This is a genomic window from Enterobacter cloacae complex sp. P47BA (genome assembly GCF_014930485.1).
Taxonomy (GTDB): domain Bacteria; phylum Pseudomonadota; class Gammaproteobacteria; order Enterobacterales; family Enterobacteriaceae; genus Enterobacter; species Enterobacter bugandensis.
Map to the genome: position 1 here is coordinate 166,442 of NZ_JADBRF010000003.1, position 18,400 is coordinate 184,841.

At 57.8% G+C, this 18,400-nt stretch carries 16 protein-coding genes; 3 read left to right on the forward strand and 13 right to left on the reverse strand.

Annotated elements, in window-relative coordinates; genetic code table 11:
- The 6 genes from IM299_RS05575 to IM299_RS05600 form a co-directional block, all read right to left on the reverse strand.
- Positions 1–306: a YqjD family protein gene (locus tag IM299_RS05575; RefSeq protein ID WP_008503141.1), complete on the reverse strand. Its 306-nt coding sequence runs from the start codon at positions 304–306 to the stop codon at positions 1–3.
- Between the two features lie 29 nt (positions 307–335).
- Positions 336–704 carry a DUF1090 domain-containing protein gene (locus IM299_RS05580; RefSeq protein WP_028014508.1) on the reverse strand — a complete coding sequence of 123 codons (369 nt, stop codon included), beginning with the start codon at positions 702–704 and terminating at the stop codon, positions 336–338.
- Positions 705–847: 143 nt separating this feature from the next.
- The gene (gene mzrA, locus IM299_RS05585) at positions 848–1,231 is read right to left on the reverse strand and encodes an EnvZ/OmpR regulon moderator MzrA (RefSeq protein ID WP_047364677.1); all 384 of its coding nucleotides are present in this window, start codon (positions 1,229–1,231) and stop codon (positions 848–850) included.
- Between the two features lie 2 nt (positions 1,232–1,233).
- Positions 1,234–1,896 (reverse strand): DedA family general envelope maintenance protein YqjA, encoded by a 663-nt coding sequence (yqjA, locus tag IM299_RS05590; protein WP_008503144.1) that lies wholly within the window; start codon positions 1,894–1,896, stop codon positions 1,234–1,236.
- Between the two features lie 343 nt (positions 1,897–2,239).
- Complete coding sequence (gene exuR / locus IM299_RS05595) at positions 2,240–3,016, reverse strand: transcriptional regulator ExuR (protein ID WP_028014506.1); 777 nt, start codon at positions 3,014–3,016, stop codon at positions 2,240–2,242.
- A 115-nt stretch (positions 3,017–3,131) separates the two neighbouring features.
- Positions 3,132–4,430, reverse strand: a complete 1,299-nt coding sequence (locus tag IM299_RS05600; protein WP_028014505.1) for an MFS transporter — start codon at positions 4,428–4,430, stop codon at positions 3,132–3,134.
- Between the two features lie 476 nt (positions 4,431–4,906).
- Between IM299_RS05600 and uxaC the strand changes: the two genes are divergently transcribed.
- The gene (gene uxaC / locus IM299_RS05605) at positions 4,907–6,319 is read left to right on the forward strand and encodes a glucuronate isomerase (RefSeq protein WP_048956668.1); all 1,413 of its coding nucleotides are present in this window, start codon (positions 4,907–4,909) and stop codon (positions 6,317–6,319) included.
- Positions 6,320–6,336: 17 nt separating this feature from the next.
- On the forward strand, positions 6,337–7,824 hold the full coding sequence (locus IM299_RS05610) for a UxaA family hydrolase (protein ID WP_193357137.1): 1,488 nt from the start codon (positions 6,337–6,339) through the stop codon (positions 7,822–7,824).
- Positions 7,825–7,964: 140 nt separating this feature from the next.
- Here IM299_RS05610 and sstT read toward each other — a convergent pair whose 3' ends face one another.
- The 4 genes from sstT to IM299_RS05630 form a co-directional block, all read right to left on the reverse strand.
- Complete coding sequence (gene sstT / locus IM299_RS05615; protein ID WP_041907970.1) at positions 7,965–9,206, reverse strand: serine/threonine transporter SstT; 1,242 nt, start codon at positions 9,204–9,206, stop codon at positions 7,965–7,967.
- A gap of 221 nt (positions 9,207–9,427) precedes the next feature.
- Positions 9,428–10,396 carry a TerC family protein gene (locus IM299_RS05620; protein ID WP_047367080.1) on the reverse strand — a complete coding sequence of 323 codons (969 nt, stop codon included), beginning with the start codon at positions 10,394–10,396 and terminating at the stop codon, positions 9,428–9,430.
- Positions 10,397–10,646: 250 nt separating this feature from the next.
- The gene (locus tag IM299_RS05625) at positions 10,647–11,645 is read right to left on the reverse strand and encodes a Gfo/Idh/MocA family protein (protein WP_193357138.1); all 999 of its coding nucleotides are present in this window, start codon (positions 11,643–11,645) and stop codon (positions 10,647–10,649) included.
- Between the two features lie 70 nt (positions 11,646–11,715).
- Entirely contained in the window at positions 11,716–12,219 is a 504-nt protein-coding gene (locus IM299_RS05630; protein ID WP_023333531.1) for a YgjP-like metallopeptidase domain-containing protein, read from the reverse strand.
- Between the two features lie 83 nt (positions 12,220–12,302).
- On the opposite strand from IM299_RS05630, the gene rlmG reads away from it, so the two are divergent.
- A complete protein-coding gene (gene rlmG / locus IM299_RS05635) occupies positions 12,303–13,439 on the forward strand; it encodes a 23S rRNA (guanine(1835)-N(2))-methyltransferase RlmG (protein WP_028014499.1) in 1,137 nt (378 codons plus the stop codon).
- Here the strand turns inward: rlmG and IM299_RS05640 are convergent.
- From IM299_RS05640 to lsrR, 3 genes are all read right to left on the reverse strand, one after another.
- Positions 13,436–15,457: an NADPH-dependent 2,4-dienoyl-CoA reductase gene (locus IM299_RS05640; RefSeq protein WP_193357139.1), complete on the reverse strand. Its 2,022-nt coding sequence runs from the start codon at positions 15,455–15,457 to the stop codon at positions 13,436–13,438. The genes rlmG and IM299_RS05640 overlap by 4 nt on opposite strands.
- Positions 15,458–15,642: 185 nt before the next feature.
- Entirely contained in the window at positions 15,643–17,223 is a 1,581-nt protein-coding gene (lsrK, locus tag IM299_RS05645; protein WP_193357140.1) for an autoinducer-2 kinase, read from the reverse strand.
- A gap of 34 nt (positions 17,224–17,257) precedes the next feature.
- Positions 17,258–18,226, reverse strand: a complete 969-nt coding sequence (gene lsrR / locus IM299_RS05650) for a transcriptional regulator LsrR (protein ID WP_010435856.1) — start codon at positions 18,224–18,226, stop codon at positions 17,258–17,260.
- Positions 18,227–18,400: the final 174 nt, after the last annotated feature.

An 18,400-nucleotide genomic window follows, 5' to 3' on the forward strand; every position in this document is an offset into this window, starting at 1 on the left:
TCAACGACGCGTCAGCAGGACACCCAGTACCACACCCACTGCGGCACCAATACCAACTCCCGTCCATGGATTGTCGCGCACATATTCATCTGCACGCGCAGCCGCTTCACGGGTCTGTTTCGCCAGTGCATCACCGGTTTCACCCAGGCGGTAGCGGCTCTCTTTCAGCGCCTGCTCCGCTTTACTGCGCAGCTTGCTTACTTCTTCTTTCGACTTATCGGCAGAGGAGTTCAGCACCTCTTCAAGGGTATCGGCCAGGGATTTCAGTTCAGCGCGCAGATGTTCAGACGTCGTATCTTTTGACATGATTCTCTCCTGTTGAGATTTCCGTTAACTCAATAATCGCGAGCTTCCAGCGCTTTCAGGTCGTCCTGCGCCTCTTTCAACTTCTTCTCGCGCTTAGCAATTTTTTCCGCATCCCCTTTCTCTTTCGCTTCCTGCAGGTCTTGACGGCGCTCGGCTATCTCGTCCTTCTGTTCAGCGATTTTCTTTTGGTGATCGGCACGCAGCTTGCTGTCTGAACAGTTCGCTTTCACTTCGCTCAGCGCTTTTTTGAGACCATCAACACGGTGCTGATTGTTATGCTTTTCGGCATAACCGATCTCACGCTGAATATCCTGTTCTTTCTCCTGACAGAGAGAGTTTGCGAAGGTCGTTGTGCTTAAAGAAAAAAGGGCCAGAGCCAGGGTCATGCGGAATTTCATTATCGAAACCTTCCATTGTGTTGCGGGGTTAGCCGCTATCCAAAATGATGCGGAGTACATTCGAGGGGTGCTCCGCGTACTTAAGCATAGTAAGTAAACGGGGGATTCACCAAAGTGAGTGAAAAGATTCGGAATCCAGGAAGTTATCCAAACCGATGCGACGTATCGCGAATCAATGATAACCACGCGGCTGGCGGGTTGTCATCTTCCTGCTGGGCAATGATATAGCCGTGCGGCAGCGTACGGTCAAGAACCGCTTTCGCGGCAGCGCTCTGCGCACGGGAATCAAACTTAATCAGTAAAACATCGTCCTGAGGGGTGATGCTTTTAAAGCGGATGCCGTTTGCATCCAGATGATGCCAGACAGAAAAACCGTCAGGCACACCGCCCCCCTGGTTTACCGGGCGAATGGCCAGCGTAGCGTCCTGATGTGAAAGCGTGTTCCAGGCCAGCAGTACGACGCTGAGCATCACCAGTGCAATAAAGGCACAGGCAAAGCGGCGCATGGCGAGCGGTGAGATAACCATCGTTAACCTCGCGCTCCGTATTTTTTCTTCCACAGGACAACCAGCGAGCCGATCAGGCCGAAGACCAGCAGAACAACAGGTAGCAGCATCAGGCAGGACATCAGCTGATCTTCATATTTCATGAAGACCGGCGTCTTACCCAGCGCATAGCCCAGCGTCGTCAGGATCAGAACCCATAACAGGCCGCTCATCCAGTTGAAGAACTGGAAGCGTGCGCTGCTCAACCCGGACAGCCCGGCAATGGTGGGCAGCAGGGTACGCACAAAGGCGATAAAGCGGCCAATCAGCAGCGCGGAAAGCCCATGCTTATGGAACAGGTGGTGTGCCCGCTGGTGATAGTGCGCAGGCAGATGGGAAAGCCAGTTCTGTACTATTCGGGTATTGCCCAGCCATCTTCCCTGGATATAGCTCACCCAGCAGCCAAGGCTGGCCGCGACGGTCAGTAATAAAATGGTTTGCGGGAACGCCATTGCGCCTTTAGCACACAGCACGCCGACAAGCACCAGCAAACTGTCACCCGGCAAGAAGGCTGCAGGCAGCAAACCATTCTCAAGGAACAGAATCATAAACAAGACAAAATAGAGCATGCCAATCATGGAAGGGTTGGCCAGCGTTTCAAAATCCTGCGCCCAAAGGGCATGCAGCAGTTGGGTCAAAAGTTCCATTCAGTGTTCCTGGAAATCGGTTAACGTCTCGCCTGTTATCTGGGACAAACAGCACGGCGACATTGTTGTGATTTCATTATGGTCGCTCGCGGACACATTGCGGTGTGGCCAACACTGTTCCCTGTTAATTGGCTGGTTAGCAAGCACTAACTTTCAAAATAACGAAGTGAATCCAATTGTAACAAAGCCCAACGTTCTGCGTCACAGAATTTGCAGGGTGAAGTGATTTTGGCGTAAGCCCTGAAAGTGAGCGAGGGATTTTACAAAGGCTGACACTATATATGTTTTGCTTACCCATTCAGCCGGGGAGGCGCAGCGAAGCGCCTGCCGGTAGAAAGGTCGCCTATTTTGCGCCGCTCGGGGCCGTATCGAGATGAACGACAGGATTATCGGCAAAAAGATAGCGGTCAGCGTTAAATTCGAAGTCGTCGCTGGTTTCATTGAAGAGCATCTGCTTGGTGTTCTCCAGGTGCTGCCACATGGCGAGCTTCGCGGCGTGGGGATCTTTACGAATCAGCGCCTTAAGAATTTGATCGTGGTCGTCACACCAGTTGTCCACGGTACGCGAATCAATATGATCGTGCAGTTTTTTCCAGTACGGGTTGTGAACGCGCTGAGTCCACATTTTCTCAACGATTGCCGCCAGCGCCGTATTCTGGGTTGCCAGGGCGACCTGAACGTGAAACTGTAGGTCCCACTCGGAATCACGGAAACATTTTTCCTTGCGAGCGTTCTCCTGGATCTCCATCAGCTTCATGATGTCCTGCTTGGTCACCTGCGTGGCGGCAAATTCGGCAATATTGCTTTCGATCAGCTGGCGAGCCTGGAGCAGTTCAAACGGACCGTAGCTGGCGAATTCTAGACTTTCATCCGCCACCGGAGAGTGTTTAGGCTGATTAGAAATAACGTGAATGCCGGAACCTTTGCGTACCTCAACGTAGCCTTCCACTTCCAGCATGATAATCGCTTCGCGCACCACGGTTCGGCTTACGCTTTTTTCATCCGCGATAAAGCGCTCGGCGGGAAGTTTATCACCGACAAGATAGACCCCTTGCTCGATGCGATCTTTCAGCTCGGCAGCAAGTTGTTGATATAAACGACGTGGTTCGGTGATTTCCATATGCGCTCCAGGCAGGGTACGGCAGATGATTTGTTATACCACTTTCACGGAATACTCTCCAGATTTTGCCATTAAAAAAGCCGCCCGGGGGCGGCTTCGGTGAAACGCATTTTCGCTAACTCTGCGTAGCCGGTCGCCCGAGAGATTCTTTCGCCAGCTCCTCTGCGGATTTGCTTTTCAGCACCGTCCAGATAACCACTGCGCCCATCAGGTCGAAGATTGCCAGCACCGCGAACAGCGGGCTGAAGCCGATGGTATCCGCCAGCGCGCCGACGACCAGCGCGAACATCGTACTTGCGGTCCACGCGGCCATCCCGGTCAGGCCGTTGGCGGTGGCCACTTCGTTACGGCCGAAGACGTCAGAGGAGAGCGTAATCAGCGCGCCGGAGAGCGACTGGTGCGCAAAACCACCGATGCACAGCAGCGCGATAGCGACGTAGGGGCTGGTGAAGAGACCAATCATGCCCGGGCCAATCATCAGCAGCGCACCCATGGTCACCACCATCTTACGGGAAACAATCAGGTTCACCCCAAACCAGCGCTGGAACAGCGGTGGCAGGTAGCCGCCTACAATACAGCCCAGGTCAGCGAACAGCATCGGCATCCAGGCGAACATCGCGATCTCTTTCAGGTTAAAGCCGTAGACTTTAAACATAAACAGTGGGATCCACGCGTTGAAGGTACCCCAGGCCGGTTCAGCCAGGAAGCGCGGCAGGGCGATACCCCAGAACTGACGGGTGCCCAGGATCTGCCAGACGGACATCTTCTTGCCATTGTTGGTCTGATGCTGCGCTTCCTGACCACCAATAATGTATTCGCGTTCTTCCTCGGAGAGTTTTTTCTGATCGCGCGGGTGTTTATAGAAAACCAGCCACGCCATTGCCCAGGCAAAGCTCAGCACGCCAGAGATAATGAATGCCATCTGCCAGCTGTGCATCACGATGGCCCACACCACCAGCGGCGGCGCAATCATTGCGCCGATGGACGAGCCCACGTTGAAGTAGCCCACCGCGATGGAACGCTCTTTTGCCGGGAACCACTCAGAGCTGGCTTTCAGCCCCGCCGGGATCATTGCGGCTTCTGCCGCACCGACCGCGCCACGGGCCAGCGCCAGGCCGCCCCAGCTGCCTGCCAGTGCGGTTGCACCGCAGAATACCGCCCAGGCGATGGCGAAGAAGGCATAGCCGATTTTGGTACCCAGAATATCGAGAACATACCCAGCAACAGGCTGCATGACGGTGTAAGCGGCAGAATAGGCCGCGATGATGTAAGAGTATTGCTGCGTGGAGATATGCAGCTCTTCCATCAACGTTGGCGCCGCGGCTGCCACGGTGTTACGTGTCAGGTAGCCCAGCACGGTGCCCAGCGTCACCAGTGCGATCATATACCAACGTAACCCTTTAATTTTACGCATCTAAAACCTCATCGTTATGTTATTTCCGCGCCAGAGCACGGCAACCTCTCAACCGTTGCCGGGAGCAGTTGTGTAACGGGAGGGGCGTAGCCGGGAGAATGTCCCGGAACGGCCCGAACCTTGCCATAAGTAAGCGTGCATAAGTCGGTATCCGTACCGTTAAATCCGATGTGTCTCACACCGGTAACGCATTCCGTCGGCTTAGTGTTTGCGACGGCGAAACGATAACTTGTCATACAACTTTAAAAGGTGAGTGACATCACAAATGTATGATTCTTTGTAGGGACATTAATCGCTGCGCGCAAAGCCAGAAACGGCGCGGCCTGTAGAAGGGTTTAACCCATTGAGGGTGATTTATTTGTTAGCGTTTATTGATCTCACTCACGAAAAAAGCTTCGGTGGGTGGAAATTGGTGTGATAACTTTGCAGCATATGAACATACGCTTTCTGACGCTCCCGTAATGAGGAAGACGATAATGACGCCGTTTATGACCGACGATTTTCTGCTAGATACCGAATTTGCCCGCCGCCTGTACCACGACTACGCTAAAGACCAGCCGATTTTCGACTACCACTGCCACTTACCGCCGCAGCAGGTTGCCGAAAATTACCGCTTCAAAAACCTGTATGATATCTGGCTGAAGGGTGACCACTATAAATGGCGCGCAATGCGCACCAACGGCGTGGCCGAGCGCCTGTGTACCGGCGACGCGACCGATCGCGAGAAGTTCGACGCCTGGGCGGCGACCGTTCCGCACACTATCGGCAACCCGCTTTACCACTGGACGCACCTCGAACTACGCCGTCCGTTTGGCATCACCGGCAAGCTGCTTTCTCCCGCTACGGCGGATGAGATCTGGGACCAGTGCAATGCGCTGCTGGCGCAGGATAACTTCACCGCGCGCGGCATCATGAAGCAGATGAACGTGAAGATGGTGGGCACCACCGACGATCCTATTGACTCCCTGGAGCATCATGCCGTTGTCGCCAAAGACGCCTCTTTTGACATTAAAGTGCTGCCAAGCTGGCGCCCGGACAAAGCCTTCAACATTGAGCAGGCCACATTCAACGACTATATGGCGAAGCTGGCGGAAGTGTCCGATACCGACATCCGTCGTTTCGCTGACCTGCAAACCGCGCTGACCAAACGCCTGGACCACTTCGCGGCGCACGGCTGTAAAGTCTCTGACCACGCGCTGGACGTGGTGCTGTTCGCAGAATCCAACGAAGCCGAACTGGACAGCATCCTGGCGCGTCGCCTCTCCGGTGAATCGCTTAGCCAGCATGAAGTGGCGCAGTTCAAAACCGCGGTGCTGGTGTTCCTCGGCGCGGAATACGCCCGTCGCGGCTGGGTACAGCAGTACCACATCGGCGCGCTGCGCAATAACAACCAGCGCCAGTTCAAACTGCTGGGCGCGGACGTGGGCTTTGACTCCATCAACGACCGCCCGCTGGCGGAAGAGCTGTCAAAACTGTTGAGCAAACAGAACGAGCAAAACCTGCTGCCGAAAACCATTCTCTACTGCCTGAACCCGCGCGATAACGAAGTGCTGGGCACCATGGTGGGCAACTTCCAGGGCGAAGGTATGCCGGGCAAGATGCAGTTCGGATCCGGCTGGTGGTTCAACGATCAGAAAGACGGCATGGAGCGTCAGATGACGCAGCTGGCGCAGCTCGGTCTGTTAAGCCGCTTCGTGGGTATGCTGACCGACAGCCGCAGCTTCCTGTCCTATACCCGTCATGAATATTTCCGCCGCATTCTGTGCCAGATGATTGGCCGCTGGGTGCATGCGGGCGAAGCGCCAGCGGATCTCCAGCTGCTGGGCGACATGGTGAAAAACATCTGCTTTAACAATGCACGTGACTACTTCGCCATTGAACTGAACTAAGGCCGTCTGAGGTTGATATGCAATACATCAAAATCCATTCGCTGGATAACGTGGCCGTCGCGCTGGCAGATTTAACCGAAGGCACGGAAGTGGCCTTCGATAACCTGTCGGTCACGTTGCGCCAGGCCATTGGACGTGGACACAAGTTTGCCCTGATCCCCATTGCAAAAGGGGAGAACGTGGTGAAGTACGGTTTGCCCATCGGCCATGCGCTGGCGGATATTGCGCCGGGTGAATATATTCATTCCCACAATACCCGCACCAATCTCAGCGATCTGGACGAGTACAGCTATCAGCCTGAACTACCGAAGGCAGACGTGCAGGCGGGGGATCGTGAGGTGCAAATCTACCGTCGCGCAAACGGTGATGTGGGGATCCGCAACGAGCTGTGGATCCTGCCGACCGTCGGCTGCGTGAACGGCATTGCGCGTCAGATCCAGACCCGCTTTCTGAAGGAGACCCACGATGCCGAGGGCATCGACGGGGTACATCTGTTCAGCCACACCTACGGCTGCTCCCAGCTGGGTGACGACCACATCAACACCCGCACCATGCTGCAAAACATGGTGCGCCACCCGAATGCGGGCGCGGTGCTGGTGATCGGCCTCGGCTGCGAGAACAACCAGGTCGACGCCTTCCGCGAGACGCTGGGAGAATTCGATCCTGCGCGCGTGCACTTCATGGTGTGCCAACATCAGGACGACGAAGTGGAAGCGGGCGTTGAGCAGCTGCATCAATTGTATGAGGTGATGCGCCACGACAGGCGCGAGCCGGGGAGGCTGAGCGAACTGAAGTTTGGCCTGGAGTGCGGCGGGTCTGACGGTCTTTCCGGCATTACCGCTAACCCAATGCTGGGCCGCTTCTCGGATTACGTGATTGCCAACGGCGGCACCACGGTGCTGACCGAAGTGCCGGAAATGTTTGGCGCGGAGCGCATTCTGATGAGCCACTGCCGCGACGAAGAGACGTTTGAGAAGACCGTCACCATGGTGAACGACTTCAAACAGTACTTCATTGCCCACAATCAGCCGATTTACGAGAATCCGTCCCCGGGGAACAAGGCGGGCGGAATCACCACGCTGGAGGAGAAATCCCTCGGCTGCACCCAGAAAGCGGGGGCCAGCCAGGTGGTGGACGTTCTGCGCTACGGCGAACGCCTGAAAACCCACGGCCTGAACCTGCTGAGCGCACCGGGTAACGATGCGGTCGCCACCAGCGCGCTGGCGGGGGCGGGCTGTCACATGGTGTTGTTCAGCACCGGTCGCGGTACGCCGTACGGCGGTTTTGTGCCGACGGTGAAAATCGCCACCAACAGCGAGCTGGCGGCGAAGAAAAAGCACTGGATCGATTTCGACGCAGGCCAGCTGATCCACGGCAAAGCGATGCCGCAGCTGCTGACGGAGTTCGTGGACACTATCGTGGAGTTTGCTAACGGCAGGCAGACCTGTAACGAGAAGAACGACTTCCGCGAGCTGGCGATCTTTAAGAGTGGTGTGACGCTTTAAATGTTTTATCGGGTGGCGCTAGCGCTTACCCGACCTACTGAACTTTAATCGGTGCGGGCTGGTGCCCTCACCCTGGCCCTCTCCCACGGGGAGAGGGTAGAAACACTAAAAACGGCAACCTCAGGGTTGCCGTTTTGCTGTTAACCTCGCAGCGCGTTCTTCGCTAAACGCGCGTCTTCCGCCTGACAGGCCGCTGCGGTGAACAGCACGTCTGTAGAGGAGTTCAGCGCGGTTTCGCAGGAGTCCTGCAGCACGCCGATGATGAAGCCGACGGCCACAACCTGCATGGCGATCTCGTTCGGGATGCCGAACATATTGCACGCCAGCGGGATCAGCAGCAGCGAACCGCCCGCCACGCCGGATGCGCCACAGGCACACAGCGACGCCACCACGCTCAGCAGCAGCGCCGTTGGCAGATCCACAGGAATACCCAGCGTTTGCACGGCCGCCAGGGTCAGCACGGTGATGGTGATCGCCGCACCTGCCATGTTCACTGTCGCACCCAGCGGGATCGACACGGAATAGGTATCGCGGTCCAGGTTCAGCTTCTCCGCCAGCGCCATGTTAACCGGAATGTTTGCCGCCGAGCTGCGGGTGAAGAAGGCGTATACGCCGCTCTCGCGCAGGCAGGTGAGCACCAGCGGATACGGGTTACGGCGGATCTGCCAGAACACCAGCAGCGGGTTGATCACCAGCGCCACCAGCAGCATACAGCCGACCAGCACCATTAGCAGCTGCGCGTAGCCCCACAGCGCGTCAAAGCCGGTTGTGGCCAGGGTAGACGACACCAGACCGAAGATACCGATGGGCGCAAAGCGAATCACGACCTTAACGATAAAGGTCACGGCGTTGGACATGTCGTTGACCAGGTTTTTCGTCGTTTCGTTGCCGTGACGCAGGGCGAAGCCCAGGCCGATCGCCCACACCAGAATGCCAATGTAGTTGGCATTCAGCAGAGCATCAATGGGGTTCGTAACCATGCTCATCAGCAGGCCGCGCAGCACTTCCACAATGCCTGAAGGCGGCGTGACGTCGCCCGCCGCAGAGGTCAGATGTAGCGTGGAGGGGAAGAGGAAGCTAAAGACCACTGCGGTCAGCGCAGCAGAAAACGTGCCCAGCAGATATAAAAAGAGAATCGGGCGAATGTTGGTTTTTTGTCCGTGTTGGTGATTGGCGATAGAAGCCATGACCAGCATCAGTACCAGCACCGGCGCAACGGCCTTCAGCGCGCCCACGAAAAGCGTTCCGAGAAGCCCCGTCGCTTCCGCGGCGGGTTTTGACACCAGCGCCAGCAGAATACCCAGAACCAGACCTACCAGGATTTGTTTAACCAGGCTACCCTGCGTCAGACGCGCAAGCAGGCCCTTAGATTGTGTGCTCATACTAAATTCCTAAGTGAAATTGTGTTCCATCCTGGATGTGCTCTAAGTCACATTTATTTCAGGATGTAAATATTTGTTTGCCTGGTTGAGTATCAAGGAAAGCGGGGAAAGGCGGAAGAGTAAAATGCTGGATTTTACGTGTCACATCATATTTTTTAACTATTGAGTCACAAAAGTGTGTTAACCCTCTCCCCTTTGAGGAGAGGGTTAGGGTGAGGGGATTACTCCGCCTGCTGCTTTTTATCGTGCTGGCGGTTAACCCAGGTATTGATAACCAGCGTCACCAGCAGAATGCCGAACACCACGCCAAGCGAAATGGCGATCGGGATGTGGTAGAAATCCACGATCAGCATCTTGATACCGATAAACACCAGGATCACCGACAGACCGTACTTCAGCATCGAGAATCGCTCTGCCGCGCCTGCCAGCAGGAAGTACATCGCGCGCAGACCGAGGATCGCAAACAGGTTAGAGGTCAGCACGATGAACGGATCAGTCGTCACCGCGAAGATTGCCGGGATGCTGTCTACCGCGAAAATCACGTCGCTCAGCTCGACCAGAATCAGCACCAGCAGCAGCGGGGTAGCAAACAGCAGGCCGTTCTTACGCACGAAGAAGTGCTCGCTCTCGATCTTGTCCGTCATGCGCAGATGGCCGCGGATCCACTTCACCAGCGGCTTATCACCGATACCGGTATCGTCTTCTTTCGCCAGCGCCATCTTGACCCCGGTGAACAGCAGGAACGCGCCGAACACGTACAGCAGCCATTCGAACTGGGTAATTAGCCAGCTGCCGGCGAAGATCATGATGGTACGCAGGACAATGGCACCCAGCACGCCGTAGACCAGCACGCGGCGCTGCAAGGCTGCAGGCACAGCAAAGTAGCTGAACAGCATCAGCCAGACGAAGACGTTATCAACCGCCAGGGCTTTTTCAATCAGATAACCGGTGAGGAAGGCGAGCGCCTGAGGATCGGCCACCGCACGGCCTTCAGTCGAGGCCAGGTACCACCAGAAGGCGGCGCAAAAGAGGAGCGAGAGGGTAACCCAGACCAGCGACCAGACGGCGGCCTGCTTAACGCTCATGCCGTGCTCGCCGCGACGACCCTGCAAAAAGAGGTCGATCGCCAGCATGATGAGCACGACAACCGCGAATCCGCCCCACAGCATTGGAGTGCCGACAGAATGCATACTATTTTCCTTACACATAAAAAACAAAAACGGCCATGGTCAGAAGACGATAGCCGTTAGCTTTTTATGCATAGACCTCGCCTTCCGGCAAGGTCTCACTTACAACCACGAAGGTTGCCCGGCGACCGGATGCATATTTTACGCATCGTAATGACGATCCACCGGCGAAGAAGTTACTCCCCTTTGCAGGTAACAAAATATGTCAGACCATCGGTTTCGTCAATGGCCTGCGCCGTTTCATTACACAGCTTTACGCGATCGCTTCCGCGCCGACGCCGTCTGCCGGGAACACCACGCCGGTCTGGCGGCGGATCTCGGTTTGCAGCTTCGCCGTGGTGCGGCTTACCGCAAGGCCTGGGTGATTCACTTCGTTGTCTTCCACCAGACGGGCGAAGACCTCTGCCTCATAGAGCATAGTGTTAATATGCTGAGGCTGCGTCAGTTCCTGCGCTTTGCCGCCGCGCGGCACGAAGCTCACCTTCTGGCATTCGGAGATCTTCTCGATGACCAGCGACCCGGCTTCGCCCTGAATTTCGCTCGGCAACACGGAATCGCTCACCTTGGAGTGCTGCAGCGTGACGCTGAAATCACCGTAGTCCAGCACCACCAAACCGTGTGCATCCACGCCGCTCTCCAGCAGGCTGGCGGTGGCCGTAACGCCGTGCGGCTCGCCCCACAGCGCTACGGCAGAGGCCAGGCAGTAAAAACCGATATCCATAATCGAGCCGTTTGAGAAGGCCGGGTTAAAGGTATTCGGATTCTCGCCGTCCAGATAGCGCTGATAGCGCGACGAATACTGGCAGTAGTTGATAAAGGCTTTGCGCACTTTGCCAATTTTCGGCAGGGACTGCTGCAGCAGAAGGAAATTCGGCAGGCTGGCGGTTTTGAACGCTTCGAACAGCACCACCTGGTTTTCGCGGGCAAGCGCAATGGCCGCTTCCACTTCCTCAATATTCGAGGCCAGCGGCTTCTCGCAAATCACGTGCTTTTTGTGGCTGAGAAACAGCGCCGTTTGCGGGAAGTGCAGGGAGTTCGGGCTGGCGATATAAACCGCGTCAATGGCGTCGCTTTGCGCCATTTCATCCAGGGAGGTGAAGAGATGCTCGACGAGGTAGTCGTTAGCAAAGCTCTGCGCCTGCTCAAGGCTGCGGGAATAGACTGCGGTGAGTTTAAGTTTGCCGGTTTCGTGGGCGGCGTCGACGAACTGGCGCGTGATCCAGTTCGTTCCAATGACTGCGAAACGTATCATAAACGTTTACGTACTCCGTAGCGGGGAACCTTTAGCCACTGTAGCACGGGATTATTGCAAAACCAGTGCGCTATTCCGCATTACCATTTAACGATAAATGCGTAAGCCACAGGCGGGTATCAAACTCCAGCTGGTGATACTGCGGCTCCATGTGGCAGCACAGGGAATAGAACGCTTTGTCGTGCTCTTTCTCTTTCAGGTGCGCCAGCTCATGCACCACGATCATCCGCAGAAAGGCTTCCGGCGCGTTACGAAACACCGTCGCCACGCGGATCTCCGCCTTAGCCTTCAGCTTGCCGCCCTGCACGCGGGAGATGGCGGTGTGCAGGCCGAGCGCGTTTTTCAGCACGTGGATCTTGTTGTCGTACATCACCTTGTTGATCGGCGGCGCGCTCTTCAGATACCGGCTTTTCAGATCCTGCGTATACTGCCAGAGGGCCTTATCGGTCGCGAAATCGTGCGTGCCGGGATAGCGTTTTTCCAGCACCGCGCCGAGCTTCTGCTCGGCAATCAGGCTGCGAACCTGAGTCAGTAAATGCTCCGGATAGCCCTGGAGATAAGTAAGTTGGTTCATCAAAAGCCCAAATTAATGCGAAAACGGGTATACTCACGCACCCTTTTCAGGGATACGCCAAATTTTACCATTCAGGAGGGCCGATGAGCCACTTAGACAACGGTTTCCGTTCACTCAACCTTAAACGTTTCCCGGAAACGGACGACGTTAACCCGCTTCAGGCGTGGGAAGCGGCGGATGAATATCTGCTGCAGCAGTTGGATGAGACTGAAATCCGCGGCCCGGTTCTGATCCTGAATGACGCGTTTGGTGCCCTGGGCTGCGCCCTGGCAGAGCACACGCCGTACAGCATCGGCGATTCCTACCTGAGCGAACTGGCGACGCGTGAAAACCTGCGACATAACGACATCGACGAGTCCAGCGTGAAGTTCCTCGACAGCACCGCGGACTACCCGCAGGCGCCGGGCGTGGTATTGATCAAGGTGCCAAAAACCATGGCACTGCTGGAGCAACAGCTTCGCGCGCTGCGCAAAGTCGTCACGCCGGAAACCCGCATTATTGCGGGTGCCAAAGCGCGCGATATTCACACCTCAACGCTGGAGCTGTTCGAGAAAGTGCTCGGCCCGACCACTACCACGCTTGCCTGGAAAAAAGCGCGCCTGATCAACTGCACCTTCAGCGCACCGGAGCTGGCCGACGCGCCGGAGACGCTGAGCTGGAAACTGGAAGGCACCGACTGGACCATCCATAACCATGCGAACGTTTTCTCCCGCACCGGGCTGGATATTGGGGCGCGTTTCTTTATGGAGCACCTGCCGGAAAACCTGGAAGGGGAGATTGTCGATCTGGGCTGCGGCAACGGCGTGATTGGCCTGACGCTGCTGGCGAAGAATCCGGAAGCCAGCGTGGTGTTCAGCGACGAGTCGCCGATGGCGGTGGCCTCCAGCCGTCTGAACGTGGAAACCAACATGCCGGAAGCGGTGGATCGCTGCGAATTTATGATCAACAACGCGCTCTCCGGCGTTGAGCCTTTCCGCTTCAACGCCGTGTTCTGCAACCCGCCGTTCCACCAGAAGCACGCCCTGACGGATAACGTCGCATGGGAGATGTTCCACCACGCGCGCCGCTGCCTGAAAATCAACGGCGAGCTGTATATCGTGGCGAACCGCCACCTGGACTACTTCCACAAGCTGAAGAAGATTTTCGGCAACTGCGTCACCATTGCGACCAATAACAAGTTTGTGGTGCTGAAAGCGGTGAAGCTGGGGCGTCGTCGCTAAATAACCAGTGCAAGCTGGGTGCCCTGCGCAATCGCCCGCCGCGCATCCAGCTCCATCGCCATGTCGCACCCGCCGATCAAATGCACCGTTTTACCCGCTTCGCGCAGCGGGTCCGCCAGATCACGCTTTGGCTCCTGTCCGGCGCACAAAATCACATGATCCACGCGCAACAGCTGCGGTTCACCACCGATCAGCACATGCAGCCCGTCGTCGTCGATCTTCTGGTAGCTCACCCCCGGGATCATCTTCACTCCGCGCGAGAGCAGGGTGGCGCGGTGGATCCAGCCCGTGGTTTTGCCCAGCCCTTCACCCGGCTTACTGGCCTTACGCTGGAGCATCACGATCTGGCGCGGGCTTTTCGGCAGCTGCGGCCCTTCCGGCCGTAATCCGCCGGACTGGCTCAGGCTGGTATCAATGCCCCATTCTACGCAAAACTCGGCGATGTTCTGGCTGGTGGCCTCGCCCGGCTGGCTTAAATACATCGCGGTATCAAAGCCGATCCCGCCGCAGCCGATAATCGCCACCTTCTCGCGAACGGGCGCTTTGTCACGCAATACGTCCAGATAGCTCAACACCTTCGGATGATCGATACCCTCGATTGCAGGCGTGCGCGGTGCGATCCCGCTCGCGAGGATCACCTCGTCGAAACCGATCAGATCCGCCGCGCTGACAAGCTGGTTAAGCCGCAGATCAACACCCGTCAGATCGATCATCCGGCGGTAGTAGCGCAGCGTTTCATAGAACTCCTCTTTGCCGGGGATCTGTTTGGCGATATTAAACTGCCCGCCAATTTCACCGGCGGCATCAAACAGCGTCACGCTGTGCCCGCGCGAGGCGGCATTCACCGCAAACGCCAGCCCAGCGGGGCCAGCGCCCACCACGGCCAGGCGTTTTTTATTGACTGTCGCAACCACCGGCATTTTGGTTTCATGGCAGGCGCGGGGGTTCACCAGGCATGAGGTGACTTTGCCGGCGAATATTTGATCCAGACAGGCCTGGTTACAGCCGATGCAGGTGTTGATCTCATCCGCACGGCCGCTTTGCGCTTTGGAGAGCAGTTCGGAGTCCGCGAGGAACGGACGCGCCATCGATACCATATCGGCGTCGCCGCGTGAGATCACATCGTCCGCCACCTGCGGGTCGTTAATGCGGTTAGTGGTGACCAGCGGAACGGAGACTTTGCCTTTCAGCTTGCGCGTTACCCAGCTGAACGCCGCGCGCGGCACCGGCGTGGCGATGGTCGGGATGCGCGCTTCGTGCCAGCCAATCCCGGTGTTGATAATGGTAGCACCTGCGGCTTCAATCGCCTGCGCCAGCTGCACGGTTTCGTCGAACGTGCCGCCGCCCTCCACCAGGTCGAGCATCGACAGGCGGAAGATAATTATAAAGTCCGCGCCCGCACGTTCGCGCACCGCGCGCACCACCTCCACGGCAAAGCGCATCCGGCGGGCATAGTCACCGCCCCATTCGTCGTCGCGCTGGTTGGTGCGTGCGGCGAGGAATTCGTTAATCAGATAGCCTTCAGAGCCCATCACCTCCACGCCGTCGTAGCCCGCCTCACGCGCCAGCGCGGCGCAGCGGGCAAAATCGTCGATCAGCGCCAGGATCTCGTCGTGGCTGAGGGCGTGAGGGGTAAAGCGGTTAATCGGCGCCTGAATAGCCGATGGCGCAACCAGCTTTGGCTGATAGCTGTAGCGCCCGGTATGCAGAATTTGCAGGGCGATTTTGCCGCCTTCGTTATGCACCGCGTCCGTGACAATTCGGTGATGCGGCAGCTGTGTCGCATCATTCAGGACTGCGCCGCCCTCCATCGTCACGCCTGAAGGGGCAGGGGCTACGCCGCCGGTGACAATCAGCGCCACCCCGTGGCGGGCGCGTTCGGCATAGAAGGCTGCCAGGCGCTCGGCTCCGTCCGGACGCTCTTCCAGCCCGGTGTGCATCGAGCCCATCAGCACGCGGTTTTTGAGGGTGGTAAACCCCAGATCGAGGGGGGCGAATAGCGACGGGTAGCGGCTCATAGTCTCTTCCAGTGTAAAATTATTGTTATGTGGTCGGATGAGTTACTAATTTAGCCAGCGGCAGCAGAAAGGTAAAAGCGGGATCGAATGATTGTGATAGATCTCAAAGAACTTCCCCGGTGGCGCTACGCTTACCGGGGCTACAAAACCCCAGGACGGATAAGCGAAGCGCCATCCGGCGTTATTTACGGCGTCGCTGCCCGCGCTAACCCCGGCGCCTGCCACATCGACGTGGTCAGCCCGCTGTCCACCAGCCCGAGCTGATCCGCGTACACCGCCTGCCACTTCTCCATCATGCCGTCGTACAGCTCCCGGTGCTGCGGGTTTGGCGTAAACTCGCGGCTCCACTTCACCAGCCGCTCGCCCGTCGAGGCCATATCCGCAAACAGCCCCGCGCCCGTTCCGGCGGCAATGGCGCAGCCGAGCGCCGTTGCCTCTTTGACTTCCGGCACGCGCACCGGCAGGCCGGTGACGTCGCTTAAAATCTGGCTCCACAGGGCGCCCTTTGCGCCGCCGCCCGCAAACACCAGGCTATCAAACGTCACGCCGGAGAAGCGCGAAATCTGCGTCAGGTTACAGGCCGAGACGATTGCCGCGTTCTCCTCCAGGGCGCGGAACAGCGTCGCTTTGTTGCACTTTTCCGGGTCGATGGAGAGGTTAATAAACGACGGCGCGGCGTGGTACCACTGCTTGAAATGCATCGCGTCGGAGAAGATTGGCATTACGCCGTGGGAGCCAGCGGGTACGCGGCTTGCCATCTCTTCCAGCAGGGAATAGGTGTCCATTCCCATTCGTTCGGCAATCAGCTTTTCCTCCGCGCAGAAGGCGTCGCGGAACCAGCGCATGGTCAGCCCGGTAAAGAAGCTGATCGACTCCGCCTGCGCCATGCCGGGGATGACGTGCGGATTCACGCGGATGTTCATGTCGGGGTCGGTGCGTACCTGTGGCAGATTGACCACCTGCTGCCAGAAGGTGCCGCCCAGCACCGCCGTTTGTCCGGCGCGAACCACGCCCAGCCCCAGACAGCCCAGCTGCACGTCGCCGCCGCCCATCACTACCGGCGTGCCTTCGCGCAGGCCGCTCTGCTGCGCGGCTTCATGGGTAATGGCACCCAGCACGGTGCCGGTCTCTTTTACCGGAGAGAGAATATCTGCGCGCAGCCCGGCCATGTCGAGCAGCGCCGGACGCCAGTCGCGGGAGAAGAGATCCAGCATGCCCGTCGTGCCCGCGTTCGACGGGTCGACCGCCAGCTCGCCGGAAAGCTTCGCCGCCAGCCAGTCGCTGATCATGGTGATGGTCGCGGCCCTGCGGTAGATGTCCGGGCGATGGTGCGCCAGCCACAGCAGGCGGGGCATGGCGCTCAGCGCCAGCGTTTGCCCTGAGACGTCATACACTTCGGATTCAAAACGGTTGTCGTGGATCTCTTTGAGTTCGGCCACCTCGCGGCTGGCGCGGGCGTCGACGTTGGCACAGGCCCAGATGGCCTCGCCGTTGCGATCGTACAGCACAATCCCTTCACGCATGGAGCAGCAGGCGACGGACTGAATATCCGCCGCGCTCAGGTGCGCACGCTCCAGCGCCTGATGAATGCACCGGCAGGCCAGCCGCCAGTTGGTGTCGAGATCGAACTCCATCGACCCCGGCACGTTCTCCACGCTCAGGTGCTTCCACTCGGCCTGGCCGACGGCAATCTGGTTGCCCTGCAAATCGAAAATCACGGCGCGAACGCTGCCTGTCCCTGCATCTAACGCTAAAAGGTAACTCATGAGCTTGCCTCGTTGTTAGCGCAGGGCATGCCCTTTACGTCAGGGCCAGCACCGCGCGGGCTGTCGTCTCTTCCGTCACCAGGCCATTAATACGGCGACCTTTCAGTGCGGCATAAATCGCATCGGCTTTCTCTTCCCCGCCGGCCACGCCGACGATGGTGGGCAGTTGCGCCAGTTCATCGAGCGTGACGCCCAGCAGTTCTTTGTGGATCTCCAGCTCCTCGACGCATTCCCCTTCGGCGTTAAGGAAATAACCGAGGATATCGCCCACCGCCCCTTTACGGGCGTACATCAGCTGCTCGCCTTCGCTGATATAGCCGGAGCGCAGTATCGTCGCGTCACGGCGCTGGTTCACGGAACCAATGCCGACCACCGCCACGTCAGCGGCGGTCGCGGCGAGGATCACGTCCCGCACGCTGGTCTCACGTTTTAAGATCCCGGCGACTTCCGCAGATGAGACGCGAAGCGGGGCGGGGATCATGCTGACGCTACAGGCTGCATCCAGTTGGCCGATACCGGTCATATACGGCCCCACGCCGCCGGAAAGCGTCACCAGGCGGATCTGCTGCGAGCTGATAAAGCCGCTTAAGTGTTGCAGGCTGCTCATGGTGGTTTCACCAAACCCCACCGCCAGCAGCTGGCCGGGCTCCAGCACGCCCATCAGCGACTGCGCCGCGCCGATGCCCAGCCGCACGTTCATCGGCGGCGTATTCAGGGCGGGCATCACGCGCACCAGCTTCAGGCCAAAGCGTTGTTGCAGCTCGGTTTCCAGCGCCAGACAGCCCTCGTAGCGGGAGTTGATCTGCACGCGGATAACCCCGGACTGGCGGCCCTTCTCCAGCAGGCGGGAAATCTTCAAACGCGGCAGCCCGAGCCGTTCACCGATGTCGTTCTGGGTCAATCCGTCGTGGTAATAGCACCAGGCCACGCGCGCCACCAGCTCCTCTTCCGCCAGTGCCAGCCCGGCAAACCGACCTTCTTCCGCAGTGCGTTTATCGCTCATAATTGAACTCTTATAAAAATTTAGATCATATGTTCGTAGTGGCGCGGCGTGAAAATGTGAGCCACGCGGCAAAACGGATCTTTTAGATCGTTTCTGGTTAATCTGAATCTCAATCGATAAAACTGTGATCCCTGCACGGTTGTAAATATAGTTCACCGTCTACGCTTTTGAACA

Coding starts and splice junctions, on each gene's coding strand:
- IM299_RS05575 (WP_008503141.1), bottom strand. CDS start 306: ATGTCAAAAGATACGACGTCTGAACATCTGCGCGCTGAACTGAAATCC.
- IM299_RS05580 (WP_028014508.1), bottom strand. CDS start 704: ATGAAATTCCGCATGACCCTGGCTCTGGCCCTTTTTTCTTTAAGCACA.
- mzrA (WP_047364677.1), bottom strand. CDS start 1,231: ATGGTTATCTCACCGCTCGCCATGCGCCGCTTTGCCTGTGCCTTTATT.
- yqjA (WP_008503144.1), bottom strand. CDS start 1,896: ATGGAACTTTTGACCCAACTGCTGCATGCCCTTTGGGCGCAGGATTTT.
- exuR (WP_028014506.1), bottom strand. CDS start 3,016: ATGGAAATCACCGAACCACGTCGTTTATATCAACAACTTGCTGCCGAG.
- IM299_RS05600 (WP_028014505.1), bottom strand. CDS start 4,430: ATGCGTAAAATTAAAGGGTTACGTTGGTATATGATCGCACTGGTGACG.
- uxaC (WP_048956668.1), top strand. CDS start 4,907: ATGACGCCGTTTATGACCGACGATTTTCTGCTAGATACCGAATTTGCC.
- IM299_RS05610 (WP_193357137.1), top strand. CDS start 6,337: ATGCAATACATCAAAATCCATTCGCTGGATAACGTGGCCGTCGCGCTG.
- sstT (WP_041907970.1), bottom strand. CDS start 9,206: ATGAGCACACAATCTAAGGGCCTGCTTGCGCGTCTGACGCAGGGTAGC.
- IM299_RS05620 (WP_047367080.1), bottom strand. CDS start 10,396: ATGCATTCTGTCGGCACTCCAATGCTGTGGGGCGGATTCGCGGTTGTC.
- IM299_RS05625 (WP_193357138.1), bottom strand. CDS start 11,645: ATGATACGTTTCGCAGTCATTGGAACGAACTGGATCACGCGCCAGTTC.
- IM299_RS05630 (WP_023333531.1), bottom strand. CDS start 12,219: ATGAACCAACTTACTTATCTCCAGGGCTATCCGGAGCATTTACTGACT.
- rlmG (WP_028014499.1), top strand. CDS start 12,303: ATGAGCCACTTAGACAACGGTTTCCGTTCACTCAACCTTAAACGTTTC.
- IM299_RS05640 (WP_193357139.1), bottom strand. CDS start 15,457: ATGAGCCGCTACCCGTCGCTATTCGCCCCCCTCGATCTGGGGTTTACC.
- lsrK (WP_193357140.1), bottom strand. CDS start 17,223: ATGAGTTACCTTTTAGCGTTAGATGCAGGGACAGGCAGCGTTCGCGCC.
- lsrR (WP_010435856.1), bottom strand. CDS start 18,226: ATGAGCGATAAACGCACTGCGGAAGAAGGTCGGTTTGCCGGGCTGGCA.